Raw genomic sequence first — 26620 nt, 5'->3', positions numbered from 1 at the left:
GGCGCACCCACAAGTTCGTTCCCACCGATCGCAGACCATATGCCGGCATGGCACGGCGCCCTGGGGCCGCGGAATGATCGGTGTGCAACAGCAACAGTCATCGCAAAAGGCTGGCACGGCGAACCAATGTAGGACAGCAAAAAGGGACGATTGCCAGCGCTGATCGGCAGAGGCCACCTCGAGAACCGGACGGACCGCCGCACGACCGCGGCTGGGATCGGGCCCGGAAGCCGTCAGGCGACGTCCCTCCCCAGCTTACGCCCCCTGTTCGCGCGCCAGCTTGGTCAATTCGGCCGCCAGGAAGTCCAGAACGGTACGAACGCGGGGGACCCGGCGCAGGCGTTCGTGGGTCAGCAGCCAGAGGCCGGTGGTATCGCCGCTTTTTGGAGGGATGCAGCGAATGAGGTCGGGTTCGCGGTCGGCGATAAAGGCGGGCAGGACCGACAGCCCCATGCCCGAACGCACCCCGGCGAGCAGCCCCGAGGCGCTGTCATATTGCATGACCACCGAATCCTGGAGCCCATATTGCCGAAGCCACGCCTGATAAGGTTCCCACACCCCGCCGCCACCGCCGATGAAGGGATGCGTCGCCAATTCTTCGCGGCGATGCGGAATGCCGTGGCGATCGGCATATTCGCGGCTGCAGTAAACGGTCCATGGATTGTCGGCGATACGGCGCCCGACGAGTCCCGCCCCCGACGGTTGCTTGCTGCTGCGGATCGCAATGTCCGCGGCGCCCCCCGCAAGGTCGCGCGATTCATCCGACGTATCGAGACGAATGTGGATTTCGGGATGGGCGGCGCGCAAGTCGCGCAGGATCGGCGGCAAAATCGTCACCGCCACCACCTCCATCACCGTCAGGCTGACCGTACCGCCGGTATCGCGCGACCGAGCCCCCGCTACCTCTCCGAACCGGTCCGCAGCGTCGCGCACGGCAAGGGCGCTTCCCAGCATCGCTTCACCCACCGGGGTCAACGCATAGCCCGCCTGGCGTCGTTCGAAGAGGGCGAGGCCGGTCGCCTTTTCCAGTGCGGCGATACGGCGCGCCACCGTCGTCTGGCTGACGCGCAGCGCCTGCGCCGCCGCGAGCGTGCTGCCGGTTTCCGCAACCGCGAGAAAGGATTTGAGATCGTTCCAGTCGAACATGATGCCTTGTGACGAATAAGCGCCGCGACGGCATTCTGCAATTATGCAGAATGTTCGCGCAACATCGTTGCTCCTTTCGGACCGAACGAAGGATTATCTGATGTCCTGTCGGCTTCCTCCCCTCCCCTTTCAAGCCGGCCGATGGAGACATGAGATGAAAACGCTTTTGATCCTCGCCATGCTGGCCGCCACTGTTCCGGGCCAGCCCGCGCTTGCCCAGGATGTGGCGACGCCGGCGCCCGCCGCGAATGTGGTGATCGTCACGCATTCCGATCTGGACCTGCGGAACCAAAGAGACGCGCGGACGCTCGACCGCCGCATTTGGCGCGCCGTGGTCGATGTATGCGGCGCGACGTCCGATTTCGACCTGAAAGGCAAGAATGCGATACGCGAGTGCCGCCGCGACACACGCGCCATCGCCGCCGCCCAGGCCGATCTGGCCATCGCAGATGCGACCCGCGAACGCGCGATCCAGGTCAGTTCAGTTCAGAAATAGGGGCAAGCCCACGTTGCAAGGCCTGCCCAAAGCCGGGGCGTGCGATCAAGGGCACGATCGCATACCCCGGTTTACTGCGCCGGACCGAACGGCCGGCTGGAGGGTTCAGCCGTTCCCGCCCGCCTCCGGCGCGAAGGTGTGGATCACCTCGCCTGCCGCGTTCAGAAACTCGATCGCGCCATAACCCTCCGGCGTGACTGTCATGCGGACCCGGGGACGATCGTTCCCGTCGGCCAGCGCCACGCTGGGCGTGCCGTCGGCCGCGACATTCAGCCGGATACGCGTCGGGGCCTGGACCCCGGGGACCAGGCGATTGCCAAGCTGCGGCTCTCGGACGAGCGCGGGCGCCTGATTGACCGAAAAGCTGACCTCTCCATCGGGAGCGACGCGCCATCCGATAGCATCTTTCGCGGGATGGTCGAGCGCCAGCACCGCCATGCTGCCACCGTCCAGATCGGCAACACCAAAGCCGCCACGCTCGCTTCCCTCGGCATCATAGAGAATCAGTCCCGATACGTCGAAGACGCGCCGATACTGGATGCCATCGACGATCGGCGCCGGTGTCTTGGCCGACAAGGTCATCCGGATCACCCCATCGTCGCCCACGATATCGATCCGCTTGGCCGTGATCCGGTCGTGGTCCACCGTTTCTACGCGCGTCTCGGGAGAGCGGTCGGCGATAATCTTTTCCAGCAGCTCCATCGACGGCCCTGGGCGCTTCGCGGGCTGCGCCGCGGCGGGGAGCGCCGACAACATGCTCGCCAAAACGATGACACGCGCGACGTGTATGGCTTTCGTCATCATAGAACCTTTCAGAACAGGGATTTAGGGCGGCGCGCCAACGCCAGATCGATCGCCCCGTCTATCGGCAGAACCGTGCAACGTTCAACCCGTGAAGCGTTGCAATTCAGCACTTGCCCCCCTTTCTCCAGTGGCGCATGATCCCTTCATCCGCTTGACCGAACGCCCGCCAGAGGCGTCGGGCAAGCGAGGAAGGACTCGGGAGAGGAGATTGGAAATGAATGCCGACAGCAGGTGTGACGCCGTGGCGCGCGAGCGGCACCGGACGCTCGATTTCATAGGTTTGCGCGCACACGCCACGACGGTCGGGCTGATCCAGCTTTGCGAGGAATTGTTGAATGCCGGGGTGCTGAAACCCGACGGGCTGGAACGGATCAAGGGTGCGATCCGGTCCGAATTGACCGTATGCAACGCGCGCATTTCGAACCAGCCGAGCTTTGATTCGACGCTTCGGCGCCGGATCGACTCGATTTTCCCGCAAGCGCCGGGGCAACCGCCCAAGGAGCAGGTCGGCTCGCTCGAAGAATTCGAGGACGCGCTGGGCGGTTATCACGGCGCCTGACAGCGCCGCCGCCGGGCCGGACAGCATGGCGCCAATTGCGCTTTTGCCGCTTCGCGACTATAGGGCCGCCCATCATGCAGATCCCCGGCCATATCGACCCGGTTACGACCGGCACCGTGCCCCTGCGCGGCGGCAACCGCACCGACCTTGTCGGCCTGACCCGCGACGGCATTCGCGCCGCGCTGGAAGAGGCGGGGCTCGACGCCAAGGCGGCGAAGCTGCGTTCAAAGCAGATCTGGCACTGGATCTATCACCGCGGCGTCACCGATTTCGACGCCATGACCGACATCGCCAAGACGATGCGCCCGTGGCTGACCGAGCGGTTCATCGTCGGCCGCCCGACCGTCGTGACCGCGCAGGTGTCGAACGACGGCACCCGCAAATGGTTGCTCGCCGCCGCCGATGGCCAGGAATATGAAATGGTCTTCATCCCCGACGCCGACCGGGGAACCTTGTGCGTGTCGAGCCAGGTCGGCTGCACGCTGAATTGCCGTTTCTGTCACACCGGCACGATGCGACTCGTCCGCAACCTGACGGCGGGCGAGATTGTCGGACAGGTGCTGCTGGCGCGCGATGCGCTCGGCGAATGGCCAAAGGGCACGATGGCATCGGCCGCCGATGCCGACGACGAGGATGACGAGGCGGGCCATTATACCGCCGACGGCCGCATGCTGACCAACATCGTGATGATGGGGATGGGCGAGCCGCTCTATAATTTCGACGAGGTCAAGGGCGCGCTGAAGATCGTGATGGACGGCGACGGACTGGCGCTGTCGAAGCGGCGCATCACCCTGTCGACCAGCGGCGTGGTGCCGATGATGGCGCGCGCGGGCGAGGAAATCGGCGTCAACCTCGCCGTCTCGCTGCACGCGGTGTCGAAAGAGATCCGCGACGAGATCGTCCCGCTGAACCGCAAATATGGCATCGAGGAACTGCTCCAGGCCTGCGCCGATTATCCCGGCGCCAACAATGCGCGGCGCATCACCTTCGAATATGTGATGCTGAAGGACAAGAATGACAGCGACGCCGACGCGCGCGAGCTGGTCCGCCTGATCAAGCAGTATAGGCTGCCCGCCAAGGTCAATCTGATCCCCTTCAACCCCTGGCCCGGCGCGATCTATGAATGTTCGTCGCCCGAACGGGTGCGCGCGTTCAGCAACATCATCTTTGAACATGGCATTTCGGCGCCGATCCGCACCCCGCGCGGACGCGATATCATGGCCGCCTGCGGTCAGTTGAAAAGCGCCGCCACCAAGCCGAGCCGCGCCGAGCTGGACCGTATCGCCGAGGAAAAGCAGGCCGCGCTGGGCTAAGCGCGCCGCCGGTCAATCCGCTTCATCCGTACCCGGCGCCGCGCCACTGCGCGCCATACCGACCGCTCTGCCCAGGGGGCGCGGGCGTCGGTCGCAGCGTTCCCGTCACGGGCCGCATATCGCCCCCAAAGGGCACCCGCCGACCTGTCAAGCGCGGCGCATACCTATGCTGTGTTGCAAAAACAACACAGGTAAGAAAATTGTCACAATCTGAATGATCCATTCATTGAAGCGACAGCCGCGAACGCCATTTAGGGCCCAGGTCGCGACCCAAAGGGCGTGACCCGAATGAAGCAAAGGAAAAGAAAATGAAGAAGTTCGCAGTTGCCGCCGCTCTCCTCTCGGCCACCATCGCCACCCCCGCCCTCGCCGCTGACGGCGGTGAAGCCCGCGTCGAAGTGCGCGGCGGCTACATCTGGGGCAATGGCGCCGACGAAGCCACCGCTGGCGTTGCCGCAGGCTACGACTATGACCTCGGCACCAACACCTTCATCGGCGCCGAAATCGCCGGCGACAAGGTGCTCGTCGACGGTGCGAACGTCCAGTTCTCGGCCGGTGGCCGCGTGGGTGCGAAGATCGGTGAAAATGGCAAGCTGTATGCCAACGCCGGTTACACCTTCGGCGACATCGACGATCCCTATGTCGGCGCTGGCTACCAGCACAAGTTCGGCAAGAATGTTTACGGCAAGGTCGAATATCGTCACCAGTTCATCAACAACTTCGGTGATTTCGACACGATCGCAGCCGGCATCGGCTTCGCTTTCTGATCTTTCGGACAGCGACGAAAACAGGAAAGGGGCGGCCCGGCGGGTCGCCCCTTTTCATTTGCGCAGCAGCGCCACGCGCGCCATCCTTCCTCCGATGACCGCCCTCGTTTATATCTTTGCCGCGCTTGCCGAAATTGCGGGCTGCTTTGCCTTCTGGGCTTGGCTGCGGCTTGGCAAGCCGTGGTGGCTCGCCGTCCCCGGACTGATCTCGCTCGCGCTCTTTGCCTATCTTCTCACGCTGGTCGACACCAGCCACGCGGGCCGCGCCTATGCCGCCTATGGCGGAATCTATATCGTCGCCGCCCTGTTGTGGCTATGGGCGTTCGAAGGCGCCCGCCCCGATCGCTGGGACCTGGTCGGCGCAGCCGTCTGCCTGGGCGGCGCCGCGATCATTCTGCTGGGTCCACGGGGCGATATCGCATGAGCTACAAGATCGAGGCCGTTCTTACGGGCAAAGCGCGGCCTTTCGGCGACAAGGGCGAGAAAAGCGCGATCGCAAAGCGAGTCGAAACGGGGGCCCGCCATGTCGGCTTTCTGGGAATCGCGGGCGACGAGCAGGGCGATCTGTCGGTCCATGGCGGCCCGAACAAGGCCGTCCACCACTATCCGCGCGACCATTATCCCTTCTGGACCGAAACATTCGGCGACCATCCCCTGCTGGCCGAGGCAGGCGCCTTTGGCGAGAATATATCGACGCGGGGCCTTGTCGAGGATGCGGCCTGTATCGGCGACCGATACCGGATGGGAAGCGCGCTGGTTGAAATCAGCCAGGGGCGCCAGCCATGCTGGAAGCTGGGGCATCGGTTCGGCATCGCGACCGTGCCGGCCACCGTCGTCAAGACCGGCCGCGGCGGATGGTATTACCGCGTGATCGAGGAAGGCATCGTCGCGGCGGAAGACACGCTGACCCTCGTCGAACGCCCCCTCCCCGACTGGAGCGTCGCGCGCGTCTTTGCCCTGCTGATCGCGGGCGGCGGCAAGCGCGAACCAGACGCCCTGCGCGCGCTGGCCGACATGGAAACGCTCGCCGGCAACTGGCGTGCGCGCGCCCGAAAACTGCTTGACTGACCCCTGCCCCGCCCCCGGTTTCGCGCCGCAGCGCCGAACCGGACCGCGATGACGCGCGCGCCCTTGTTCAAATCAGCAGATTTTGGGGCGCAAACATCCTATATGTGCGTCTTGTTATCAGGAGCAGCATGAATGGGAGGATGAGTGACGGCCGAAGCTGTCCCTGACCTTGAAAGAATGACCCGGAAATTCCGGCCTGCACTGGTTGCCTTTTTCTCGCGAAGGGTGGCCAGCCACGCAGAGGCCGAGGATCTGACACAGGAAGTGTTCGTCCGGCTCGCTCAATCGCAGATCGGGGCCCTCGATTCGACCGACGCATTCGTCTTTCGCATCGCCACGAACCTGCTGCGCGACCGCGCGCGCCGTGACCGGGTGCGCACGGCGTATCGACAGTCGGTCGAACAGGAAGATGGGATCCATATCGACATACTCGATCCGCACCGCGTCGCTGCGGCGCGCGAAACCATAGGCATTCTGTGGGCCGCGATTCAGGCTCTCCCCGAACCGACCCAACAGATTTTCATCCTCTACCGCGTTGAGAATATCCAGAAACAGACCATCGCGGACAATTTCGGATATAATGTGCGTACCGTTGAAAAACATATTTCCCGTGCCCTGATGTTCCTGGCCCGTCGCATGGGAGGTCGGGCATGACCTCCGGCGGCGGCGACCGCATCCCGCACGCGATGGAAGAAGAAGCCGCCGAATGGTGCTGGCGCATCGCCGACCGCTCGCTCAGCGAAGATGAACAGAAAGCCTTTGACGCGTGGGTGAGGGCCGACACCCGGCACCAGCACCTGTTCGATGACATGGTCGCGGTGTGGAAAGGGACCGACACCATCGCCGAGATGCCCGGTTTCCTGTCGCTGCGGGCCAAGGCGTTGACCACGATGGAAAATGCCCGCGCCCGGAACGACCCGGAACCCGTCGCCCACGGCGGACGCTGGCACGCTGGCGCATGGGCCACCGCCGCTGCGCTGATACTGGTGGTCGGTGGTGTCTGGTCCGTATCGGGCGGACCCGATGTCTATGACACGGGCATCGGAGAGCGCAGGGTCGTCCGGCTCGACGATGGGTCGCGTATCTCGCTCGACGCCTCCAGCCAGGTTTCAGTCGCCTATTCGGGCGATCGCCGATCGCTGATCCTCGATCGCGGCCGCGCGAAGTTCGAGGTGGCGAAGGATCCGCTGCGTCCCTTTACCGTCACCGCGGGCAAGCGAGCGGTGGTCGCCACAGGCACCGCGTTCAGCGTGGAATTGCTCCACGACGAGATGCGGGTGCTGCTTTATGAAGGCGCGGTAGCGGTGATTCCCCAGCCCTCGTCGCGCGCGATTGCTTCCCCCGAGGCAGCGGGCACCCCCGGGCGGCAACTCACACCGGGACAGGAACTGGTCGCCGACCTGTCGTCGGGAGCAACCAAGGTCGTCCACGCCGAGGTCGGCCGATCGCTGTCCTGGGAGGGCGGACGGCTCGACTTCGTCGACGAGCCGCTGGAAAGCGCGATCGAACGGATCAACCGCTATGCCGACACGCCCATCGCACTGGGTGACGCGGCGGCGGGCGACCATCTGGTCAACGGCGTTTTCGATGCCGGCGACCCCGGCAGCTTCGTCAAGGGCGTCACCTCGCTGTTCCCGCTCGCCGCCCGCCGCGCAAACGGGAAAATCGTGCTGGTCAGCACCGATTCTTCCTTTCCCCAAAAATAGTTGGGCGCAAAACAGATGGTCCTGCGTCTCAATTCATAAGAGGGGGAAAATAACTCACCCCTCATCAACAGGGGAGAGTATATGTCGCTTCGGCCGTATCTGCTTATGGGCCTTGCCACTGGCGCCATTGTTGCCAGTATCGCACCAACGCCGGCCCATGCCCATCAGGCCTATAATTTCGACATTCCGGCCCAGGACCTTGGCGGCGCCTTGCGTGCCTTTGCGCGTACTTCGGGTCTTCAGGTCATTTTCGACGGGAAGGCGATGCGCGGCAAGCGCAGCGCAGGCTATCGCGATCGCGCCGCCCCCGACGCCGCCTTGAAAAGCCTGCTGCGCGGAACCGGTCTCAGCTATCGCCGCGACGGCAACATCTATGTGATCTCCCCCGCGGCAATGCCCGTCGCAACGACCGTCAACGACGCCGTTGCTTCTTCTGCGGTTGCGGCGTCGACCGAGATTCGGGACGACGCTGAGATCATCGTGACGGCGCAGAAGAAGGAAGAGAAGATCATCGACGTGCCGATCGCGATGACGGCACTGTCGGCGGACGCGCTGGACGATCGCAAGATCGAGGGCGGGTCGGAACTGCTGCGTGCCGTTCCGAACGTCAATTTCTCGAAAAGCAATTTCAGCATGTACAATATCTCAATTCGCGGAATCGGGACCAAGGCGATTTCAGCGTCGAGTGACCCCGCCGTGGCGGTGAGCTTCAACAACACGCCCCTGGTACGCAACCGACTATTCGAACAGGAATTTTTCGACCTTCAGCGTGTGGAAGTGCTGCGCGGACCGCAAGGCACGCTCTATGGTCGTAACGCGACGGCAGGCGTGGTTAACATGATCCCCGCGCTGCCCACCGATGATTTGGCTGGCGAAGTCAAACTTGAAGTTGGAAGCTTCGAAACGATGCGCGCGAGCGGGATGCTCAACGTGCCGATCACCGACACGCTTGGCGTTCGTCTGGCGGGTGCTTGGACCAGCCGCGAAGGGTATGACTACAATAGCTTCACGCAGCGGCGCGTTAATGGCCGCAACCTGTGGTCGACGCGCGCAACGCTGGCGTGGGAACCCAGTGACCGGTTCCGCGCCAACGTGATCTGGCAACATTTCGAGGAAGACGATAACCGCTCACGTACCGGCAAACAGCTTTGCACGCGCGATCCGGGGCCGACGATGGTAGGCAATATCGCGGTGACCGATCCTTACACGCGCGGGCGCTTGAGCCAAGGCTGCCTGCCGGGGTCGCTATATGATGACGCTGCCTTCGGCGCGCCCAATGGCAACTCGCTGACCTATGTCCTGCTACCAACCTCCATCACCCTCGGCAGGAATCCCGTTACTAGGGCAACTGTGTTCGCCGTCGATCCAGGGGTCGATCCTTTCGCCGGCGTCGTCCAGTCGCGTGATCTGCGAGAAATCGCCACAAGCTATGACCCGGTGTTCCGCGCAAAAAATGATGTGGTGCAGCTTAACCTGGAATTCGAGCCATCGGACGGCCTCAAACTGGTGTCGCAGACCGGCTATGCACGCGATCGATTTTATTCGTCTCAGGACTACAATCGCTTCGTTTCGGCGCCTATTTTCAACAGTTCCACTCAGCCTTTACTAAATACACGAAATCAACTTATTAATTCGGCACTATATCCTGGGGCCACCCCAGGCGGCCAATTTTGCGATCCGCAGCTGGGGTGCTCCGACCGGCTCTTGTCGGCAGATTTAAGTCAATCGGCCAGCCGTCAATGGACACAGGAGTTTCGCTTGCAATCGGAATTCAACGGTCCGGTGAATTTCAATATTGGCGTGAATTATCTCGATTTCAAATCCCAGGACAATTATTACGTATTCAACAATACATTCTCGCTTCTTGCTGAATGGTTTTACAATGCGACCAACGTGAACGGAAATCCTGTAAAGCGTTCATGTGAACTCGGAGACGAATCGAAAGAGTGTATTTACGTAGATCCCAATCCTATTGGCAGCATCAACAATAAGGGGCATAACTATTTTCTAAGCCAAAATGGCATTATCACCAAGTCATGGGCAACTTTTGGCGAGCTATACTGGAGCGTGACGGACAGCCTGAAACTGACCGCGGGCCTACGCTACACGCGGGACAAGAAGACTTCGACACAGGTTCCCAGCCAGCTGCTGCTGGGAGGTGGCACGGCAACACTCCGCCCCGGCCAGAATACGGGCGGACGTGTAAACAGCGGCTATCCGGCACAGCCCGATATCGAGCAGGAATGGAGCGAATTCACCGGGCGCCTGGTGCTCGACTGGAAACCCACCCTGAGCTTCACCGACGACACACTGATCTACGCCTCCGCATCGCGCGGATACAAAGGGGGCGGGACCAACCCTCCGCGGGTGGATCTCAATCCGGCGATCGTCCGATATCAGCCCCTAGCGACAAAGTTTGCGCCGGAGTATCTCAATGCTTTCGAAATCGGCACGAAGAACAGCTTTGCAGGCGGGCGCTTCACGCTGAACGCCACAGCATTCTATTATGACTATAAAGATTACCAGATTTCGCAGATCGTTGACCGGATCGCGTTCAACGAGAATTTCGACGCCACCAGCATGGGCCTGGAGTTCGAGGCGGCTTGGCGCCCGTCACGCGCCTTCCGCATCGATGGCAACCTCGGCCTGCTCAAGACGCGCCTGAAGGACGGCGAGAAATCGATCGACGTGATGAACCGCACGCAGGGGAATCCGGACTGGATGGTGGTCCGGCCCTGGCTTCAGGCGCCATCGAACTGCATCGCGCCCCGAGTTCTTGTCGAACGCATATTGCGCGGCCTCCCCGCACTTCAGCAGCTTGCCCTGTCAGGACTCTGCGCCGAATCGAACCGCGTTGGCTCCTATGATCCGAGCTTTCCAAGTGGCTTGGCGCTCAACAATTTCTATGGATTCACCTATAATCCATTGGCGCCGTACAACCCCGACACCATCGGCCTTAACATCAATCAAGGTGGAAGCGGCGCACCCAATGGCGGACGCGGCTTTGATGCAGATCTGTCAGGCAATGAACTGCCGAACTCACCCCGGATGACCATCAACGTGGGGGCGCAATACACCTTCTTCCTTGACGCATGGGAGCTCACGTTGCGCGGCGATTATTATCGTCAGTCGAGCAGTTTCGCGCGAGTCTACAATACCAAGTATGATCGACTGAAAGCGTGGGACAATGTCAACATGGCAGTGACACTAGCGCGACCCGATTCAGACCTGACCTTTCAACTCTACGTCAAGAATGTGTTCAACGACGCCCCCATCACCGACTTCTTCACCAATGCCGATGACACAGGCTTGAGCGCAAACATATTCACGCTGGACCCAAGGATAGTCGGATTCAGCGCATCCAAGAAATTTTAGCATGGGATAGCAATAAATAGCTAATGCATTAACAGGGAATTATTTAATTTATCTATATTAGATATGAATTTATTATAAAATAATCTATAGCTAATTGAATTACAAATTTAGTTGTTTAAATATATTTAGAAAGGATCGAAAAGTATAAACAAATTTAATTAACCAGCCATGTCATGATCATAAGAAATTAGCCTTCAAGTGATCAATTTTAATGAAAAAGTAAAGAGGAGCTGAACAATGATGAAGAATATTCCTTTTATTGCAGCAGCCGCTGCTTTTTTCAGCCTCACCCCCGCAGTCGCAATGGCACAGTCCACTGTATCGGGAACAGTGACGGTACAGAAGGGTACCGGCCCCCTGCTGACCTGCACCGCGACGATAGGTCTCAACGGTTCGTCGCCTTCGACATCGACTCAGGTCACGTCTATGTCGCTTACGGGTGGCACACTTGGGCTTTGCGCGACGGTGCAGTTCCCCAACGTACCGCACAGCATTACCCAGGGCGGAGGAGCCTTCCAGGTGAATGATGTCTTCGCCGACACCACCATCACGGCGGGCGATTGCCGTGGCAACCTTACTGGCACCATCAGTGGCGGGGTCATCACCATCAATGATATCCTTGAAGAGGTCGATGCCGGTACGGGCGACTGCACCATCGATGGCTCGGTTTCCTGATCCTGGTCCTGCACGGATGACCTGAAGTTGTGCCGCGGCCTTCTCCGGGCCGCGGCATTGCCTTTCGCGGCTCGAATTCGGTTTCACCTATTTTCTTGAAGCGTTTTAAGGCGAATGGCTTTGATCGCTCATGCATGAACGCCGACGCGGATAAATGGGTGCTTCGACAGGAAAGCGTGCGTGCACTGCGATGACCCCGGCCCGTCTCCCCGCGATACTGTCCTTTGTGCTGGCTATGGCCCCCCATCCGGTCGCCAGAGCGCAAACGGGAAAGCAGGGGGCGGTTTCGCAACAGACAGCTCCCTCCGGCGATCTTGCGTCGAACGAAGATATCGTAGTCACCGCGGGTCGTTATGGCGAAGCTAAGGTGGCCGCCGAAAGCGAATTCGGCGAGGACGAGATCGCAGCGCAGGGTACCGACAACATCCAGGACCTGTTCGCGCGCCTCGCGCCCTTCATCGACGGCAGCGGCGAAGAACCCGTCATCCTGATCAACGGCAAACCCGCAGGGTTCGACAGATCAATCCTTTTCTACCCTCCCGAAGCGCTCGACCGGCTCGCGGTGCTGAAACCCGAAGCGGCGGCAATATATGGCGAACCGGCGGGCAAACGGGTCGTCAACCTGGTGCTCAAGAAGAATTTTTCGATGCTTAACGCCGACGCCCGGATTGAGTTCGCGACGGCTGGTGGTCAGTTCGGCGGCACCCTGTCGGCCATGCGCACCGCAATCAGCGGCGACACGCGCTGGAACGCGCAGGCACGGATTGGTTCTGAGAGCGCCCTGAAGAAGAGCGCGCGCGACCTTCCCCCGCGGAGCGGCGTGTTCGACGAGGTCGGTTTCATTGCAGCACCGGGCGGCGGAGAAATCGATCCCGCGTTGAGCGCAGCGACCGGGCGACCGGTGAACGCCGCCGCCATTCCGCCGGGCGCGCTGACAGCTGCACCCAGCCTTCATCACTTTGCCGCAGCCGCTGACGCGCTGCACCCCGTCGACCCGGATCGCTTCGAAACGCTGCGATCCGCGCGGCGCAACGCCGGATTCAATCTGGGCATCACGCGCCCGATCGGCGACTTTTCGGCCGCGCTGAACCTCAACGCAAGCCACAGCAGCAGCGCCGGCAAACGAGGGCTGCCGATGGCGTCGGTCGTCCTTCCCGCCAGTCATCCCTGGTCCCCCTTTTCCAACGATGTCATCCTGACACGTCCTTTTGCAGGCAACCGGCCTCTGCGCATCGATAACGATTCCACTTCATTCGGCGCCTCGCTGACCCTCAACGGAACCATCGGCGGATGGCAGGCCAGTCTGGCCGCGAGTTATTCGCACAATCGCTCGCACAATCTTTTCGAAACCGGGATCGACACCGCGCGGGTACAGCAGCTGATCAATGCTGCCGATCCGAGTTTCAATCCCTTTGGCCGATGGAACGAGGGGCTGATGATCGCCACCCGTAACCGGACAATCAGCGACAATCTGAGCGGCCGAATCAACATACGCAAAACGCTCATCGATCTGCCCGCGGGACCGCTGACATGGAACCTGACCGCCAATACCGCTCGCAACAGTTCGCGACGCCGGCAACGCAATGCATCGGGGGATGAGATCACGGCCGACACGATCACGCGCAGCCAATCCAGCGGCCAGATGTCGGTCAGCGTGCCCATCTCACGCAGCGGCGAGGCGGCGACCGGCTGGCTCGGCGACCTTTCCATCGACCTGACCGCGAAGGCGCAGACGATGGAGCGCGACCGACCGCAAAAAGGTTTTGGAAGCACCGTGATCTGGTCACCGCAACCCGCCGTCCAGTTTCGAGGGTCGATCGACCTGGCGGAAAATGCCCCTTCGTTCGAGCAGCTTGACGCACCGATCGTAACCACGGTCCATCGCGTCTTCGACTATGCGCGCCAAGAGATCGCCGAAACGATCTGGGTCACCGGCGGAAACCCCGACCTGAAACGCGGCACTCGGCAAAGCCTGTCGCTCAACGCAACGCTGCGCCTGCTGGGCGATCAGCGGCTGACGCTCAGTTTCGGGTACAATCGGACCATCGCGAAGGGCGGCCTGGCGTCCTTTCCTGAACTGACACCCGCGATCGAGACGGCCTTTCCCGAACGCATCACGCGCAACGCGGAAGGACGGCTGGTCGCGGTCGACGCCCGTGCGATAAACATCGCCCGCAACACCGATGCCACCCTGTCGAGCGGCCTGGCATTGCGTCTGGGCGAAAATCAGCGCCCGGCACGCGGCACCGTCGCGGTCGATCCCTTGCAATTCAGCATATCGGTCAATCATCGCATGCGACTGAAGAGCGAGTTGCTGACCCATCGCGACCTTTCCGCCACCAATCTGCTGGCCGGTAGTGGGCAATCGCGCCACAGCGTCTCGGTCCAGATCACCGCAGGCAAACGGGGCATCGGCGCGACGCTCAACGGGAACTGGAGCGATCCAGCGAACCTTTCGGCGGGAATGAACAATTTCCGGCTCGCACCGCCGATGCTGTTCAACCTGTCGCTTTTTGCCGAACCGGACCGCTTGCCTGGCAAGGCGGACGGACGGACGGGAGTCAAAGGGTTCAAACTCTCGCTCGACATTCAAAATCTCTTCAACGGTTATCGCCGGGTAACGCGCGACGATGGCAGCACCCCTGCGGGCTACAGCCGCGACGAGATCGATCCGGTGGGGCGCACGGTTAAGTTGAGCGTCCGCAAGCGCTTTTAAGATGCGGCCGCTTCCTACCCCCGATCGGGCAGGGCCTCTTCGACCAGCGGCGCCAGCGCTTCGGCCACGACAGTCACTCCCTTTGCATTCGGATGAAGATTGTCACCGAGCATCAAGGATTTGTCGGTAATCACATCGTCGAGCAGAAAGGGGTAAAAGCTGACGCCATATTTACCCGCAAGATCGGGATAGATGGGATTGAATTTCCCCGCATAGTCGCTGCCCAGATTGGGCGCGGCCATCATGCCGGTCAGCAGCACCGGAATGTCGCGCCCCTTGAGCTCGGCGAGCATCGCATCGAGATTGGCGCGCGTCTGGTCAGGGCCGATACCGCGCAGCATGTCATTGCCGCCAAGACCCAGCAGGACAAGCGCAGGCTTTGTCCTTGCATTGTCGAGCACATAGGCGAGGCGCTGGCGACCGGCGGCGGTGGTATCGCCCGACACCCCGGCATTCTGCACCCGCGCGGCGACGCCGTCAGCAAGCAGCGCGGACTGAAGTTGCGGCGCAAGCCCTTCCTTCGGCCCCAGTTGATAGCCCGCATACAGGCTGTCGCCGAAAGCGATCACAAGCGGCGCATCGTCCGGAACCGCGGTCGCCGCCTTCGTGATCGCTTCCTTGTCGTTCGTCGATCCCGATGGCGCCTCTGCCGAGCCGCAGCCGACGAGCGGTTGGCAAAGCGCAATGGCAAAACCATATACAGCGAAAGAGCGCCATCCGGCCGTTCTCATTTCCAAAGGGTCCTTTCTTGACCGACGCAGTCGTTTCGGCGCCAGATTTGGCGATCGCCGCCCATAATGTGACGCTGACCCTGGGCACCGACAAGGCCCCCGTCGAAATTTTGCGCGGCGTCGATCTGGAGGTCGCGGCGGGCAGTTCGGTGGCGCTGCTCGGCCCCTCGGGATCGGGGAAAAGCTCGCTGATGGCGGTGCTCGCGGGGCTGGAGCGCGCCAATGCGGGGCGCATCCGCGTCGCCGGCCTTGATTTCGGGGCGATGGACGAGGATGCGCTGGCGCGCGCGCGGCGCGGCCGCATCGGCATCGTCCTCCAGGCCTTTCACCTGCTTCCGACCATGACCGCACTCGAAAATGTCGCGGTGCCGCTGGAGCTGGCTGGGATCGCCGACCCGTTCGGGCGCGCCGCCGCCGAACTGGAAGCGGTCGGGCTTGGTCACCGCCTGACCCATTATCCGGCGCAGCTATCGGGCGGCGAGCAGCAGCGCGTCGCGATCGCCCGCGCCATGGCGAGCGAACCCGCGATCATCTTTGCCGACGAGCCGACGGGCAATCTCGACACCGCGACCGGGCAAGCGATCATCGACCTGATCTTCGCGCGGCGCGCGGCACTGGGCGCGACGCTGTTGATCATTACCCACGACCCCGAACTTGCCGACCATTGCGACCGCGTCGTCGTGATGCACGACGGCCGGATCGAGGAACGGGCGTGAGCGGGCAGACAATTGCCCCCTCCCCACCGCTTCGCGGCGGGAGGATTTGATGCTGCCTCTTGCCACGCTTTGGCGCATCGCCCGCCGCGACCTTGCCACGCGGATCCGCGGCCTTCGCCTGCTCGCGGTCTGCCTGTTTCTGGGCGTCGCGACACTCGCCGCGATCGGCAGCCTGACCCGCGGCATCACCGCCGAGCTTGAAACGCGCGGTCAGACGATCCTTGGCGGCGACATCGAATTCAGCCTGCCGCAGCGCGAGGCGACCGCAGCCGAAATGGCCGCATTTCGTCGCGAGGGCGCCGCATCGGCCACGGTGCGGATGCGCGCCATGGCCAATGCCCCCGACGGCGAGGCGCTGCTGTCCGAACTGAAGGCGGTGGACGGCGCTTACCCGCTTTATGGCGACTTGCAATTGGCCAGCGGCATACGCCGCGGCCCTCCGCCGACGGGCCGCATATGGATCGGCGCAGACCTTGCCTCGCGGCTTGACCTTGGCCCCGCCGACCGGGTGAAATTCGGCGACAAGAGCTTTGTCATCGACGGCATCATCGCCGACGAACCCGACCGGCTGGGCGAAGGCTTTACCCTGGGGCCCGTCGCGATCATCGGCCTGTCCGATCTACCCGCAACCGGACTGATCCAGCCCGGCAGCCTTTACGAAAGCAAATATCGCCTGCGCCTGCCCAGCGGCGCCGATCCGGAGGCCGTCGGCAAGACGCTGACCACGGAATTTCCCGGCGCCGGCTGGGACATCACCGATGCAGGTAACGGCGCGCCGGGCACCCGGCGCTTTATCGAACGCATGGGACAGTTTCTGTCGCTCGTCGGCCTCGCGGCGCTGGTGATCGCAGGGATCGGGGTGGGCAACGGCGTCGCAAGCTATCTTTCCGGAAAGCGCCCAGGTCTGGCCACGCTGAAAGTGCTTGGCGCCGACAGCGGGACCGTCGCCCGCATCTATGGTTTGCAGATACTGGCGGTGGCGAGCGTCGCGATCCTGGCCGGGTTGGTCGTCGGAGCACTCGCGCCTGCCGCAATCGGCTGGATCGCCGGCGACGTTCTGCCGGTGAAGCCGGGGATTGCCCTTTATCCGCTGCCGCTGGGCGTCAGTGCCGCCTATGGCCTGCTCATCGCCATCGCCTTCGCTTTGCCTCCGCTCGCCGCCACGCGTCATGTCCCTGCCGCCGGTCTGTACCGGGCAGCGATCGGCGGCGCGGCACGGCTCGACCGGCGCACGATCGCCGCAGTGGCCACGGCCCTGATCGCCATTGTTGCGCTGGCGGTCGGCACTGCGCGCGAACCGATGTTCGCCGCTGGGTTCATTGCCGCCGCGGCAGCGCTGCTCCTTATCCTCGTTGCGCTCGGCTGGCTGGTCGGACGGATCGCAAGCCGCCTGCCGCGCCCAAAGCGTCCGCTCCTGCGCCTCGCGCTTGCCAATCTCCATCGCCCAGGCTCGGCGACCGGCGCCCTTGTCGTCGCGCTGGGCCTGGGGCTGACCCTGTTCGTCACCCTGGCCGCGATCCAGACGAGCATCACCGCCGAAATCAGCCGCACGGTGCCGCAACGCGCGCCAAGCTTTTTCATCCTCGACATACCGCGCGACGATGCCGCACGCTTTCGCGCGATGGTGCATCAGGCGGATGCCAGGGCCGAGATCAACATGATCCCCGCGCTGCGCGGCCGGATCACCGAATTCGGCGGCCAGCGCGTCGACGAACTCGCCGAACTGCCCGAAGGCGCGTGGGTGCTGCGCGGCGACCGCGGCCTGACCTATAGCGACCGGGTCCCGAACGGCAGCACCTTGACCGAAGGCCAATGGTGGGCGCCCGACTATGGTGGTTCGCCGCTGGTCAGCGTCGATGACCAGGTCGCTGCCGCATTGAGCCTCGAAATCGGCGACACGCTGAGCGTCAATGTGCTGGGGGTCGAAGTGCAGGCAAAGGTCGCTTCGTTCCGCACCATCGACTGGGACAATTTCGGGCTCAACTATGCGATGGTCTTTTCGCCCGGCACCTTTGCCGCCGCACCGCACAATATGGTCGCGACCGTCGCGGTGGGCGAAGACGCCGAAACCGCTCTTTCCCGTAGCATCCCCCGCGCCTTCCCCTCCGCCTCGCTGATCGCGGTGCGCGATGTCGTGTCGCAGGTAACGAGCCTCCTCACCCAGATGAGCCAGGCAATCGCCGCCGCCGCAAGCATCGCCATCCTGGCGGGTATCGCGGTGCTGATCGGCGCGATCGCCGCAAGCCGCGAGCGGCGGGTTTATGACAGCGTAATCCTGAAGCTGCTCGGCGCGACGCGGGGCCAGGTGTTGGGCGCGCAGGGGATGGAATATGCGGTGCTGGCCGCCATTCTTGCTGCGCTGGCATTGGGGCTTGGCCTCGCCGGCGCCTGGTATGTCGTGACGCAGCTGTTCGAATTCGCCTTTGCACCCGATCCATGGGTCGTCGGCCTGACGTTGATCGGCGGAGCGGGGCTGTCCTTCCTGATCGGCATCGCGGGAAGCTGGCCGCTGCTGTCAGCCAAGCCCGCCAGTGCGCTGCGCAGCCTTTAGCTGAGGATTCGGATAACCGCCGAAACCGCCGCTATGCCAAGCACCACCGCAACCATCGCCTGCCAGACATGCGGTGCGACGCGGCCGAAATGCTGTCCGCCCAGTCGGTTGCCAAGCCACATCGGCAGAAAAAGGATCAACGACAGCAGCATCAGCCGCCATGTCGCGATACCGACCCACAGCGCCGCGAGCGTTCCCGCGATCGCGGTCGCGAAGAAAATCAGCATCATCGACGCTCGTGCCACGCGCGGGTCCAGCGAGCGCCGGAGATAAAAGGGCACGACCGGCGGCCCCGGCATCGCCGCAAATCCGGTGAGCACTCCTGAAGCGATGCCCGTCCCGGCGATCGCTGCACGGCCGGGGCGATGTCCCTCGGGCTGTTTCGGCAAAAGAACCGCGGCAAAAGCACCGACCGCGACGAGGGTAATCAGCAGCCGCGCGACATCGGGGCTCGCCGTCTCCAGCGCGATCATCCCCAGCGGCGTCGTCGCCATCGCGACCAGTCCGATCGGCACCGCCGTCGAACGATCCGCGTCGGCCAGAATGACTTGCAGCCCCACCGGGCCGATCAGCAGTTGCAGCAAAATGCCGAGCACCACCGCTTCGGCGGGAGGGATGATCAGCCCCAATAGCGGTACGAGAATGATCGCCATTCCAAAGCCGGTGAGACCGCGGACATAGGCCGCACCGAAGGTCATGGCCGCCGCACCGACGACGGTGAGCGGCGCCAGGCCCACAAGATTGGACAGTCCCGTCATCCGTGCGGCGGAACGATCATCGGCGCTATGGTCATGTGATACCCCCAGAAAGCCCACCGTGCCGATACCGTAGAGGCGCCGCCGGGGCTAGCCCCAGCCCGAACGAGGTCATCGGCGCACGTCGCAAGCGCTCCCGGCACCGTCATCGCGCCGTTCCGCGCGGTCCCAGTGTGACGACCCACACGTCGGGCGGCGTGAGATAGCGAAGCGGCAGGATGCTGGTACCGAGGCCGGCACCGACGAAGACGCGCTGCCCCTGATCGTTCATGTCGCCGCAGGCGAAGCGATCACCGTAACGCGAAACATAGCTGATGGCCCCGATGATCGGGAGGCGGATCTGGCCGCAATGGGTGTGGCCGGCAAAGACCGCCGCGACCGGGCGCGGCAGCCCCGGGACGACATCGGGACTATGGGTGAGCAGCACCGGAACGCCGGGGCCCAGCGCCGCCATGGCGGCGAAGGTGGCGGGCACGTCATCATGCCCCGAATAATCATCGTCGACGCCGCCGACGATCAGCGGACCCAACCGCACCGCCCGGTTCTGGAGAACAAGGATGCCCTGCCCTTCCAACTCGCGACGCAGCGCAACCGGATCAAACCAGTGATCGTGGTTCCCGGGCGCGACGACGACGCCAAGCGGAGCCCGCAACCGGCCCAGCGGCGCCACCACTTCGCGTGCGGAATAGATGTGGGTCGCAAGCCGCTTTTCGCTGACCAGATCGCCGGCGATCAGGACGAGATCGGCTTTCAACCGGTTGAGCCTTCCGACGATCCGCGCCAGCCGAGCGGGCGGCATATCCGGTCCCGCGACATGGGTGTCGGACAACAGAAGAACGCGCAGCGGCGGCTGGCCTGCGGGCCAGTCCGCCACCGCCACCGTCGCGGTCCGAACGACCGGATCGCGCATCGCATTCCAATAGCCCCTGGCGAGCAGCAGCAGCCCCAGAAGGACAAGCAGCGCGAACCAGCGCCACTTGCCCTGCCGCCGCTGCGCCATCAGGCGCGCAGATCCGGCGGGGTCGCCTCAGCCTTGAGCAGCGCAATCGCCTCGGCGAGCGGCATGATCCGCTGTCCATCCTGGCCCAAGGTGCGGATCGCGACGGTGCCTTCCTCGGCCTCGCGCTTGCCGACGACGAGCAGATAGGGAACTTTCGCCAGACTGTGCTCGCGCACCTTGTAGTTGATCTTTTCGTTCCGAAGGTCGCTATCGACGCGAATGCCCGCCGCGACAAGCTGCGCCGCGGCATCCTTCGCATAATCATCGGCATCCGAAACGATCGTTGCGACGACCGCCTGTACCGGCGCAAGCCAAGTCGGAAAACGCCCGGCGAAATGTTCGATCAAAATGCCGATGAAGCGTTCATAGCTGCCGAAAATCGCCCGGTGGAGCATCACGGGGCGATGGCGTTCGCCATCCTCGGCGACATAGGAGGCATCAAGCCGCTCGGGCAGCACACGGTCGGACTGGATCGTTCCGACCTGCCAGGTACGACCGATCGCGTCGGTGAGATGCCATTCGAGTTTCGGCGCATAAAAGGCGCCTTCGCCCGGCAGCTCTTCCCAGCCATATTGTTCGGTCGCGAGCCCCGCGCGGGCCACCGCATCGCGCAGTTCGGTTTCGGCCTGATCCCACATCTCGTCGCTCCCGAAGCGCTTTTCGGGACGCAGCGCCAGCTTGATCGCATAGCCTTCGAAACCCATGTCCTTGTAGATGCGGTCGGCAAGCTCGCAAAAATGCTGCACTTCGTCGACGATCTGATCTTCGCGGCAGAAAATATGCGCATCATCCTGCGTGAACTGGCGCACGCGCATCAGACCGTGCAGCGCGCCGTGCGGCTCGTTGCGATGGCAGCAGCCGTTTTCATAGATGCGCAGTGGCAGGTCGCGATACGATTTGATCCCCTGGCGAAAGATCAGGACATGCGCAGGGCAGTTCATCGGTTTCAGTGCCATCCATTCGGCGGCATCCGATACCAGCGGCCCTTCATCCTCGGTGTTCGGAACCTCGTCGGGGATAACGAACATATTCTCGCGATATTTGCCCCAGTGCCCCGATTGTTCCCACTGGCGTGCGTCCATCACCTGCGGCGTCTTGACCTCTTTATAGCCGGCGCCGTCGATCGCGCGGCGCATATAAGCCTCCAGCTCGCGCCAGACGATATAGCCGTGGGGGTGCCAGAAGACGCTGCCATGCGCCTCCTCCTGCAGGTGGAACAGGTCCATTTCGCGGCCAAGCTTGCGATGGTCGCGCTTCGCGGCCTCCTCCAGCTTGTGAAGATGCGCGTCGAGCTGCTTCTTGTTGAGCCAGCCGGTGCCATAGATGCGCGTGAGCTGGGCATTTTTCTGGTCGCCGCGCCAATAGGCGCCCGCGACGCGCATCAACTTGAACGCCTGGGGATCGACCTTGCCGGTGCTCGCCAGATGCGGGCCGCGGCACATGTCGAGCCAGTCGTCGCCCGACCAATAGACAGTCAAATCCTCGCCTTCGGGTAGCTCCTTAGCCCATTCGGCCTTGAAGACCTCGCCTTCCTTTTCCCATTTTTCGATCAGCGCGTCGCGGCTCCAGACCTCGCGGCGCAGCGGCTTGTCGGCACGGATGATCTCGCGCATCTTTTCCTCGATCGCGGGCAGATCGTCCATCGAAAAGGGATCGCGGCTGTCGGGCGCCTTCACGTCGTAATAAAAGCCGTCGTCGGTCGCCGGCCCGAAGGTGATCTGCGTCCCCGGCCACAGCGCCTGCACCGCCTCGGCCAAGATATGGGCATAGTCGTGGCGAACGAGTTCGAGCGCGTCGGCCTCATCGCGGCTGGTGATGAGGGCAAGGTTGGTGTCGGCTTCCAGCGGGCGCATGATGTCGCGCACTTCGCCGTCGATTTTCGCGGCGAGCGCGGCCTTGGCCAGCCCGGGGCCGATCGCCGCAGCGATTTCGGCAGGCGTAGTGCCGCGCGCGACTTCACGGGCAGAGCCATCGGGAAGGGTAACGCGGATCATCTCAGACATCGGAAAAACGCCCTTTCTGGCGGAATAAAACTGCGCCCCTTTGCCAGCGCATGGCACGGGCGGCAAGGGGCCGATTGACGGCAGGACTTGCAATGATACTTTGTATCATTATGTACGCGGAGCATTCTGACTGAAAGCCGTGCTCATGTGCCTCCCCTCCCCCCATGCTCGCGCCGCCGATCTGGCCGGCGTTACGCTGTCGCTGACCTGCCTGGTCCATTGCCTTGCGCTGCCGCTGGCAATCCTGTTCGCCCCAGCGCTGAGCCCATGGTTGACGCTTCCCGACGGCGTTCACTCCGCTGTGCTGCTGATCGCCATGCCTACCGCGCTGATCGCGATGACCGGTGGATGGCGCGACCATCGGCACCCGGCACCCCCGCTGATCGCCGCGGCAGGATTGGGACTGTTGGCACTGGGGCTTGCGGCGCACGAGGGCTGGCTGGCGGTTTCCGACCCAGAGGTCGCCGACCGCTGGCTGAGTTCGCTCGGCGCGCTGGCGCTGGCGAGCGCACACCTGATCAACTGGCGGCTGCGCGTCCGAACGGGGCGTTGCTAGGGCGCCGAGCCCTGGCGGGTCGTGAAGAGGTTTCATCTTTGCCTTTCCGCGCCCGGACCTTGGGATCGAACGGAAGAGCGGACGCATCCTCACCCGTTCCCGGGTGAAGAATGCAGCGTGCGGTCAGCGCACGGCGACACCCACCCGGCCACAGCGGGTGGTGCTAGTCAGAAAAATGGGCGACCGGTTCGTCATGACCGCTAGATAGCGCAACGCCGCCGAGAATCAAAGGACCCTGGAATGACCGTCCCCTCACCCCATCATATCGCGGCGATCCTGCCATGCAGCGACCTAGACGCCAGCACCGCCTTCTACGCGCGGCTGGGACTGGACGTGGTCGCCGACCATGGTCGTTATCGCCTGTTGTCCAACCGCAAGGGATGGCATCTGCATCTGACCGACGAGACACAGCCGACGTGGCCCGAACGCGATCAAAACCCATTCGGCCTTTATCTTTACAGCGATGATGTCGATGCGCTGGCGGAATCAGTGCGCGACGTCATCATCGGTCCGATCAAGGCACCGACACACAAGCCGTGGGGCATGTATGAATTTGCCGTGTCCGATCCCGATGAAACGCTGGTCCGGGTCGGCTGGCCCAGCGAGGATATGGGTTAATCGATCCGCCGTGGCAGTTCAGCTGTCGCCGCCATTGACTGGCTCACTTGTCACTATGTAAATGACGCTTGACTTTGATCATCCACTTAGTCAATTACCCTTTACCAATTAGCAAGGGAGGTTGACTGATGCCGCGCATCTTTCACGGTCTGTTTTGGGGTGGGTTGATGGTCAGCATCGCCCTAGCGGAGGCGAACGGATTGACCGCCACTGGAATCACCGCTGCGCTTATCCTTTTCGTTCCGCCCGCGGCCCTCGTATCGGCAGGTCCGTTCAACCGACGCTGCACCGAACAATCGGGTGAGGTTTAGTCCATGGCAATGTACAAGAGCCCGGCGACCAAGCGCTACGTCGTCCGCTTGGTCGTCCTCATGACGGCCTATCTGGTCGCGCTGCCCGTCACGAACTGGTTATTCAAAAATGGCAACATGTCGGGGGCGCTGGCCTATGCCCTCGCGGTACTGCCTGCGCTGCCTATCATCGGGGTGTTCTGGGCGGTGATGCGCCTGCTCGTCGAGGAACCCGACGAGTTCATCCGTATGCTGCTGGTCCGGCAATGTCTCGTCGCGACCGGTTTCTGCCTGACGGTTATGACGATCTGGCAGTTTTTGCAGAATTTCCACCTGCTCCCCTTCGGCGATGGTGGATTCGGCGCGGCATTCTTCTGGTTCCTTGGCCTTGGAGTCGGCGCACTTTACAACAAGCTGACTGTCGGCACCGCCGGAAGCTGCTGGTGAAGAACCGCTTGAAAATACTCCGCGCGGAACGCGACTGGAGCCAGGGCGATCTAGCCGAACGGCTGCAGGTATCGCGCCAGTCCGTCAACGCGATCGAAACGGGGAAATATGACCCGTCGCTTCCCCTGGCCTTTCGCATAGCGGATTTGTTCGACCTAAGCATCGAAGAGATATTCCTGAAGGACTGACGCATGGCACATGTCGGGGACCGCGGCCCTTGCGGGCCGTGACCTCCAAGGCTAGGGCAGCAGCGAACCGAAAATAGGGGATTCCTACCATGTTCAAACGCCTATTCATCGATCACCCGAAGACCGTTGATGAAAATTACATCGAACATTTCGGCGTCGCGTCAAAATTCGGCGTAACGATGATCTGGGGCGGGCTGTGCGCGCTGGTTCACGCTGTCGTACCGGGCTGGTGCATCACCACCGGCAGCGACACGATCCAGCGGCTGAACAAGATCATGGTGGAACAGCGCCGCGCCAAGGGCCGCGCGGTCGCCCAGATGCAGACCATCGACTGGGTGATCTGAGCCCCTGCCGGTGACCATGCTTTCCCCGCCCGACCATCTGGTCCGCAGCGGGCGACCACGCCTAGCTTATCGCCATATCGCAGGTGCGGGGCCGACGATCGTCTTCCTGCCCGGATACATGTCGGACATGGAAGGCGGGAAGGCGACGGCCTTGTTCGCATGGGCAGCCGCCGAGGGGCGTGCCTGCCTGTTGCTCGATTACGCCGGTTGCGGATCCTCGGAGGGGCTGTTTACCGAACAAAGCCTGACCGATTGGTGCGGCGATATTCTTGATCTGATCGACGCCAAGGTCGAGGGCCCTGTCCTGATCGTCGGGTCGTCGTTGGGCGGCTGGTTGATGCTGCTGGCCGCGTTGGCGCTGATCCAGCGCGACGGACCCCGGCGGCTGGCGGGCCTGGTCGGCATCGCCGCGGCGCCGGACTTCACCCAATGGGGTTTCACACCGGAAGAAAAGGCAATCATCCAGGCCGAAGGCGCGTTGATCGAAGAAACACCCTATAGCGACCAGCCCTATGTCACGACGCGCCTGTTCTGGCAGTCAGGCGAAGCAAATCGCCTGCTCGATACCGACATTCCCGTTTCCTGCCCCGTCCGCCTGCTGCACGGGCAGGACGACGACGACGTGCCACCCGACATCAGCCTGCGGCTAGCGGCGGCGCTGACGAGCGGCGACGTTCAAGTCACCTTGGTCAAGGGGGGCGACCATCGGCTGTCGCGCGACGGCGACATCGCGCTGCTGATCGATACCGTCGCCCGCCTCATCACCCAACCGAACTGAAGGTAGAAACATGGCCCGGAGCGATTTCCGTTTTTCCGTCCGCAAACGCGTCCGTTATGCGGAGATCGACGCCCAAGCCGTGGTGTTCAACAGCCGCTATCTCGAATATTTCGACATTGGCATCACCGAATATTGGCGCGCCGCCGGCGTCTATGATCGCTGGCCCGATCGCGACAGCCCCGAATTTCACGTTGCGCGGGCCGAAATCGATTACAAGGCGCCGATCCTGCTGGATGAGGAAATCGACATTTGCGTCCGCTGTTCGCGCGTCGGGCGAAGCTCGATGACCTTTGAATTCGAGCTGCATGGCGCCGACCGCGACGAGCTGCGCGCCGCAGGAACGCTGATCAATGTCCATGTCGCCGAAGCTCGCGGCGCCCCGACGCCCGCCCCCGATGCGTTCATATCGCTGTTCGAAGCATTTGAAGGACGCGCCCTTCGTTCCTAAATAGCGGCATGGCCAAATATCTTCACACCATGATCCGCGTCACCGACCCGGATGCCACCATCGCCTTTTTCAACCTGATCGGGCTGGAAGAAGTGCGCCGTTTCGACAGCGAACAGGGACGTTTCACGCTGATTTTTCTCGCCTGCCCCGGGCAGGATGGCATCGCCGAGGTCGAATTGACCTATAATTGGCCGCCCGAGGATGGCAGCGCGAGCGAAACCTATGCCGGCGGGCGGAACTTCGGGCATCTGGCCTATCGCGTCGACGATATCTATGCGACCTGTCAAAGGCTGATGGATGCGGGGGTGACGATCAACCGTCCGCCGCGCGATGGCCATATGGCCTTTGTCCGCTCGCCCGATGGCATTTCGGTCGAGCTTCTGCAGGACGGGCATCTGCCGCCGCAGGAGCCCTGGGCATCGATGCCGAACATCGGCAACTGGTAGGGTCAGGACCCATTGATTTGCGGTGACGGCTGTGATTCAGGCTTGGGGTGAGGAGCCTGAATGATGAGTGATTTGTATTGGCTGACGGACGAGCAGATGGCGCGTCTTCAGCCGTATTTTCCGA

General features: G+C 62.7%; 28 protein-coding genes. 22 read left to right on the top strand and 6 right to left on the bottom strand.

What is annotated here, in order from left to right:
- Positions 1-255: 255 nt before the first annotated feature.
- Complete coding sequence (locus U0S50_RS16505; RefSeq protein ID WP_322309773.1) at positions 256-1146, bottom strand: LysR family transcriptional regulator; 891 nt, start codon at positions 1144-1146, stop codon at positions 256-258.
- A 154-nt stretch (positions 1147-1300) separates the two neighbouring features.
- Here U0S50_RS16505 and U0S50_RS16500 point away from each other — a divergent pair, with 154 nt between their 5' ends.
- Entirely contained in the window at positions 1301-1642 is a 342-nt protein-coding gene (locus U0S50_RS16500; protein ID WP_322309772.1) for a UrcA family protein, read from the top strand.
- Positions 1643-1747: 105 nt separating this feature from the next.
- Here the strand turns inward: U0S50_RS16500 and U0S50_RS16495 are convergent, their stop codons facing one another.
- Positions 1748-2446 carry a hypothetical protein gene (locus U0S50_RS16495; RefSeq protein WP_322309771.1) on the bottom strand — a complete coding sequence of 233 codons (699 nt, stop codon included), beginning with the start codon at positions 2444-2446 and terminating at the stop codon, positions 1748-1750.
- 214 nt (positions 2447-2660) lie between these two features.
- Between U0S50_RS16495 and U0S50_RS16490 the strand changes: the two genes are divergently transcribed.
- From U0S50_RS16490 to U0S50_RS16445, 10 genes are all read left to right on the top strand, one after another.
- Positions 2661-3005 (top strand): hypothetical protein, encoded by a 345-nt coding sequence (locus U0S50_RS16490; RefSeq protein ID WP_322309770.1) that lies wholly within the window; start codon positions 2661-2663, stop codon positions 3003-3005.
- Positions 3006-3079: 74 nt separating this feature from the next.
- Positions 3080-4318, top strand: coding sequence for a 23S rRNA (adenine(2503)-C(2))-methyltransferase RlmN (gene rlmN, locus U0S50_RS16485; RefSeq protein WP_322309769.1), 1239 nt, complete (start codon positions 3080-3082; stop codon positions 4316-4318).
- 308 nt (positions 4319-4626) lie between these two features.
- Positions 4627-5085 (top strand): hypothetical protein, encoded by a 459-nt coding sequence (locus U0S50_RS16480; RefSeq protein ID WP_322309768.1) that lies wholly within the window; start codon positions 4627-4629, stop codon positions 5083-5085.
- A gap of 94 nt (positions 5086-5179) precedes the next feature.
- Positions 5180-5509: a YnfA family protein gene (locus U0S50_RS16475; protein ID WP_322309767.1), complete on the top strand. Its 330-nt coding sequence runs from the start codon at positions 5180-5182 to the stop codon at positions 5507-5509.
- Complete coding sequence (locus U0S50_RS16470) at positions 5506-6153, top strand: MOSC domain-containing protein (RefSeq protein ID WP_322309766.1); 648 nt, start codon at positions 5506-5508, stop codon at positions 6151-6153. The genes U0S50_RS16475 and U0S50_RS16470 overlap by 4 nt, the downstream gene beginning before the upstream one ends.
- A gap of 144 nt (positions 6154-6297) precedes the next feature.
- Positions 6298-6807, top strand: a complete 510-nt coding sequence (locus U0S50_RS16465; protein ID WP_322309765.1) for an RNA polymerase sigma factor — start codon at positions 6298-6300, stop codon at positions 6805-6807.
- The gene (locus tag U0S50_RS16460) at positions 6804-7859 is read left to right on the top strand and encodes a FecR family protein (protein ID WP_322309764.1); all 1056 of its coding nucleotides are present in this window, start codon (positions 6804-6806) and stop codon (positions 7857-7859) included. The genes U0S50_RS16465 and U0S50_RS16460 overlap by 4 nt, the downstream gene beginning before the upstream one ends.
- An 81-nt stretch (positions 7860-7940) precedes the next feature.
- The gene (locus U0S50_RS16455; RefSeq protein ID WP_322309763.1) at positions 7941-11234 is read left to right on the top strand and encodes a TonB-dependent receptor; all 3294 of its coding nucleotides are present in this window, start codon (positions 7941-7943) and stop codon (positions 11232-11234) included.
- Between the two features lie 237 nt (positions 11235-11471).
- Positions 11472-11909, top strand: a complete 438-nt coding sequence (locus tag U0S50_RS16450) for a hypothetical protein (protein WP_322309762.1) — start codon at positions 11472-11474, stop codon at positions 11907-11909.
- Positions 11910-12276: 367 nt separating this feature from the next.
- Positions 12277-14625: a hypothetical protein gene (locus tag U0S50_RS16445; protein ID WP_322309761.1), complete on the top strand. Its 2349-nt coding sequence runs from the start codon at positions 12277-12279 to the stop codon at positions 14623-14625.
- A gap of 14 nt (positions 14626-14639) precedes the next feature.
- Here the strand turns inward: U0S50_RS16445 and U0S50_RS16440 are convergent, their stop codons facing one another.
- On the bottom strand, positions 14640-15356 hold the full coding sequence (locus tag U0S50_RS16440) for an arylesterase (RefSeq protein ID WP_322309760.1): 717 nt from the start codon (positions 15354-15356) through the stop codon (positions 14640-14642).
- A 17-nt stretch (positions 15357-15373) separates the two neighbouring features.
- On the opposite strand from U0S50_RS16440, the gene U0S50_RS16435 reads away from it, so the two are divergent.
- Positions 15374-16072, top strand: coding sequence for an ABC transporter ATP-binding protein (locus U0S50_RS16435; protein ID WP_322309759.1), 699 nt, complete (start codon positions 15374-15376; stop codon positions 16070-16072).
- A gap of 49 nt (positions 16073-16121) precedes the next feature.
- A complete protein-coding gene (locus U0S50_RS16430; protein WP_322309758.1) occupies positions 16122-18623 on the top strand; it encodes an ABC transporter permease in 2502 nt (833 codons plus the stop codon).
- Here U0S50_RS16430 and U0S50_RS16425 read toward each other — a convergent pair.
- The 3 genes from U0S50_RS16425 to thrS all read right to left on the bottom strand — a co-directional run bounded on the left by U0S50_RS16425 (position 18620) and on the right by thrS (position 22381).
- The gene (locus U0S50_RS16425; RefSeq protein ID WP_322309757.1) at positions 18620-19381 is read right to left on the bottom strand and encodes a sulfite exporter TauE/SafE family protein; all 762 of its coding nucleotides are present in this window, start codon (positions 19379-19381) and stop codon (positions 18620-18622) included. The two genes, U0S50_RS16430 and U0S50_RS16425, sit on opposite strands and share 4 nt — an antisense overlap.
- Before the next feature lie 142 nt (positions 19382-19523).
- A complete protein-coding gene (locus U0S50_RS16420) occupies positions 19524-20378 on the bottom strand; it encodes a metallophosphoesterase (protein WP_322309756.1) in 855 nt (284 codons plus the stop codon).
- Complete coding sequence (gene thrS, locus U0S50_RS16415; protein WP_322309755.1) at positions 20378-22381, bottom strand: threonine--tRNA ligase; 2004 nt, start codon at positions 22379-22381, stop codon at positions 20378-20380. The genes U0S50_RS16420 and thrS overlap by 1 nt, the downstream gene beginning before the upstream one ends.
- 145 nt (positions 22382-22526) lie before the next feature.
- Here thrS and U0S50_RS16410 point away from each other — a divergent pair, with 145 nt between their 5' ends.
- The 9 genes from U0S50_RS16410 to U0S50_RS16370 all read left to right on the top strand — a co-directional run bounded on the left by U0S50_RS16410 (position 22527) and on the right by U0S50_RS16370 (position 26496).
- The gene (locus U0S50_RS16410) at positions 22527-22937 is read left to right on the top strand and encodes a MerC domain-containing protein (protein ID WP_322309754.1); all 411 of its coding nucleotides are present in this window, start codon (positions 22527-22529) and stop codon (positions 22935-22937) included.
- Between the two features lie 240 nt (positions 22938-23177).
- The gene (locus U0S50_RS16405; RefSeq protein ID WP_322309753.1) at positions 23178-23555 is read left to right on the top strand and encodes a VOC family protein; all 378 of its coding nucleotides are present in this window, start codon (positions 23178-23180) and stop codon (positions 23553-23555) included.
- A gap of 128 nt (positions 23556-23683) precedes the next feature.
- Positions 23684-23866, top strand: coding sequence for a hypothetical protein (locus U0S50_RS16400; protein WP_322309752.1), 183 nt, complete (start codon positions 23684-23686; stop codon positions 23864-23866).
- A gap of 3 nt (positions 23867-23869) precedes the next feature.
- The gene (locus U0S50_RS16395; protein ID WP_322309751.1) at positions 23870-24292 is read left to right on the top strand and encodes a hypothetical protein; all 423 of its coding nucleotides are present in this window, start codon (positions 23870-23872) and stop codon (positions 24290-24292) included.
- Positions 24289-24480, top strand: coding sequence for a helix-turn-helix transcriptional regulator (locus U0S50_RS16390; RefSeq protein WP_322309750.1), 192 nt, complete (start codon positions 24289-24291; stop codon positions 24478-24480). Before U0S50_RS16395 ends, U0S50_RS16390 begins: the two co-directional genes overlap by 4 nt.
- A gap of 89 nt (positions 24481-24569) precedes the next feature.
- Positions 24570-24824, top strand: coding sequence for a DUF6356 family protein (locus U0S50_RS16385; RefSeq protein WP_322309749.1), 255 nt, complete (start codon positions 24570-24572; stop codon positions 24822-24824).
- 16 nt (positions 24825-24840) lie between these two features.
- The gene (locus U0S50_RS16380) at positions 24841-25602 is read left to right on the top strand and encodes an alpha/beta hydrolase (protein WP_322309837.1); all 762 of its coding nucleotides are present in this window, start codon (positions 24841-24843) and stop codon (positions 25600-25602) included.
- Positions 25603-25612: 10 nt separating this feature from the next.
- The gene (locus U0S50_RS16375) at positions 25613-26050 is read left to right on the top strand and encodes a thioesterase family protein (RefSeq protein ID WP_322309748.1); all 438 of its coding nucleotides are present in this window, start codon (positions 25613-25615) and stop codon (positions 26048-26050) included.
- Positions 26051-26058: 8 nt separating this feature from the next.
- A complete protein-coding gene (locus U0S50_RS16370; protein WP_322309747.1) occupies positions 26059-26496 on the top strand; it encodes a VOC family protein in 438 nt (145 codons plus the stop codon).
- The last annotated feature ends 124 nt before the right edge of the window (positions 26497-26620 follow it).

The sequence above is a fragment of the Sphingopyxis sp. genome (genome assembly GCF_034380315.1).
Taxonomy (GTDB): domain Bacteria; phylum Pseudomonadota; class Alphaproteobacteria; order Sphingomonadales; family Sphingomonadaceae; genus Sphingopyxis.
This window is presented reverse-complemented; position numbering and strand designations above follow the sequence as displayed.

Coding starts and splice junctions, on each gene's coding strand:
- U0S50_RS16505 (WP_322309773.1), bottom strand. CDS start 1,146: ATGTTCGACTGGAACGATCTCAAATCCTTTCTCGCGGTTGCGGAAACC.
- U0S50_RS16500 (WP_322309772.1), top strand. CDS start 1,301: ATGAAAACGCTTTTGATCCTCGCCATGCTGGCCGCCACTGTTCCGGGC.
- U0S50_RS16495 (WP_322309771.1), bottom strand. CDS start 2,446: ATGATGACGAAAGCCATACACGTCGCGCGTGTCATCGTTTTGGCGAGC.
- U0S50_RS16490 (WP_322309770.1), top strand. CDS start 2,661: ATGAATGCCGACAGCAGGTGTGACGCCGTGGCGCGCGAGCGGCACCGG.
- rlmN (WP_322309769.1), top strand. CDS start 3,080: ATGCAGATCCCCGGCCATATCGACCCGGTTACGACCGGCACCGTGCCC.
- U0S50_RS16480 (WP_322309768.1), top strand. CDS start 4,627: ATGAAGAAGTTCGCAGTTGCCGCCGCTCTCCTCTCGGCCACCATCGCC.
- U0S50_RS16475 (WP_322309767.1), top strand. CDS start 5,180: ATGACCGCCCTCGTTTATATCTTTGCCGCGCTTGCCGAAATTGCGGGC.
- U0S50_RS16470 (WP_322309766.1), top strand. CDS start 5,506: ATGAGCTACAAGATCGAGGCCGTTCTTACGGGCAAAGCGCGGCCTTTC.
- U0S50_RS16460 (WP_322309764.1), top strand. CDS start 6,804: ATGACCTCCGGCGGCGGCGACCGCATCCCGCACGCGATGGAAGAAGAA.
- U0S50_RS16455 (WP_322309763.1), top strand. CDS start 7,941: ATGTCGCTTCGGCCGTATCTGCTTATGGGCCTTGCCACTGGCGCCATT.
- U0S50_RS16450 (WP_322309762.1), top strand. CDS start 11,472: ATGATGAAGAATATTCCTTTTATTGCAGCAGCCGCTGCTTTTTTCAGC.
- U0S50_RS16440 (WP_322309760.1), bottom strand. CDS start 15,356: ATGAGAACGGCCGGATGGCGCTCTTTCGCTGTATATGGTTTTGCCATT.
- U0S50_RS16430 (WP_322309758.1), top strand. CDS start 16,122: ATGCTGCCTCTTGCCACGCTTTGGCGCATCGCCCGCCGCGACCTTGCC.
- U0S50_RS16425 (WP_322309757.1), bottom strand. CDS start 19,381: ATGACGGGACTGTCCAATCTTGTGGGCCTGGCGCCGCTCACCGTCGTC.
- U0S50_RS16420 (WP_322309756.1), bottom strand. CDS start 20,378: ATGGCGCAGCGGCGGCAGGGCAAGTGGCGCTGGTTCGCGCTGCTTGTC.
- thrS (WP_322309755.1), bottom strand. CDS start 22,381: ATGTCTGAGATGATCCGCGTTACCCTTCCCGATGGCTCTGCCCGTGAA.
- U0S50_RS16410 (WP_322309754.1), top strand. CDS start 22,527: ATGTGCCTCCCCTCCCCCCATGCTCGCGCCGCCGATCTGGCCGGCGTT.
- U0S50_RS16405 (WP_322309753.1), top strand. CDS start 23,178: ATGACCGTCCCCTCACCCCATCATATCGCGGCGATCCTGCCATGCAGC.
- U0S50_RS16400 (WP_322309752.1), top strand. CDS start 23,684: ATGCCGCGCATCTTTCACGGTCTGTTTTGGGGTGGGTTGATGGTCAGC.
- U0S50_RS16395 (WP_322309751.1), top strand. CDS start 23,870: ATGGCAATGTACAAGAGCCCGGCGACCAAGCGCTACGTCGTCCGCTTG.
- U0S50_RS16385 (WP_322309749.1), top strand. CDS start 24,570: ATGTTCAAACGCCTATTCATCGATCACCCGAAGACCGTTGATGAAAAT.
- U0S50_RS16380 (WP_322309837.1), top strand. CDS start 24,841: ATGCTTTCCCCGCCCGACCATCTGGTCCGCAGCGGGCGACCACGCCTA.
- U0S50_RS16375 (WP_322309748.1), top strand. CDS start 25,613: ATGGCCCGGAGCGATTTCCGTTTTTCCGTCCGCAAACGCGTCCGTTAT.
- U0S50_RS16370 (WP_322309747.1), top strand. CDS start 26,059: ATGGCCAAATATCTTCACACCATGATCCGCGTCACCGACCCGGATGCC.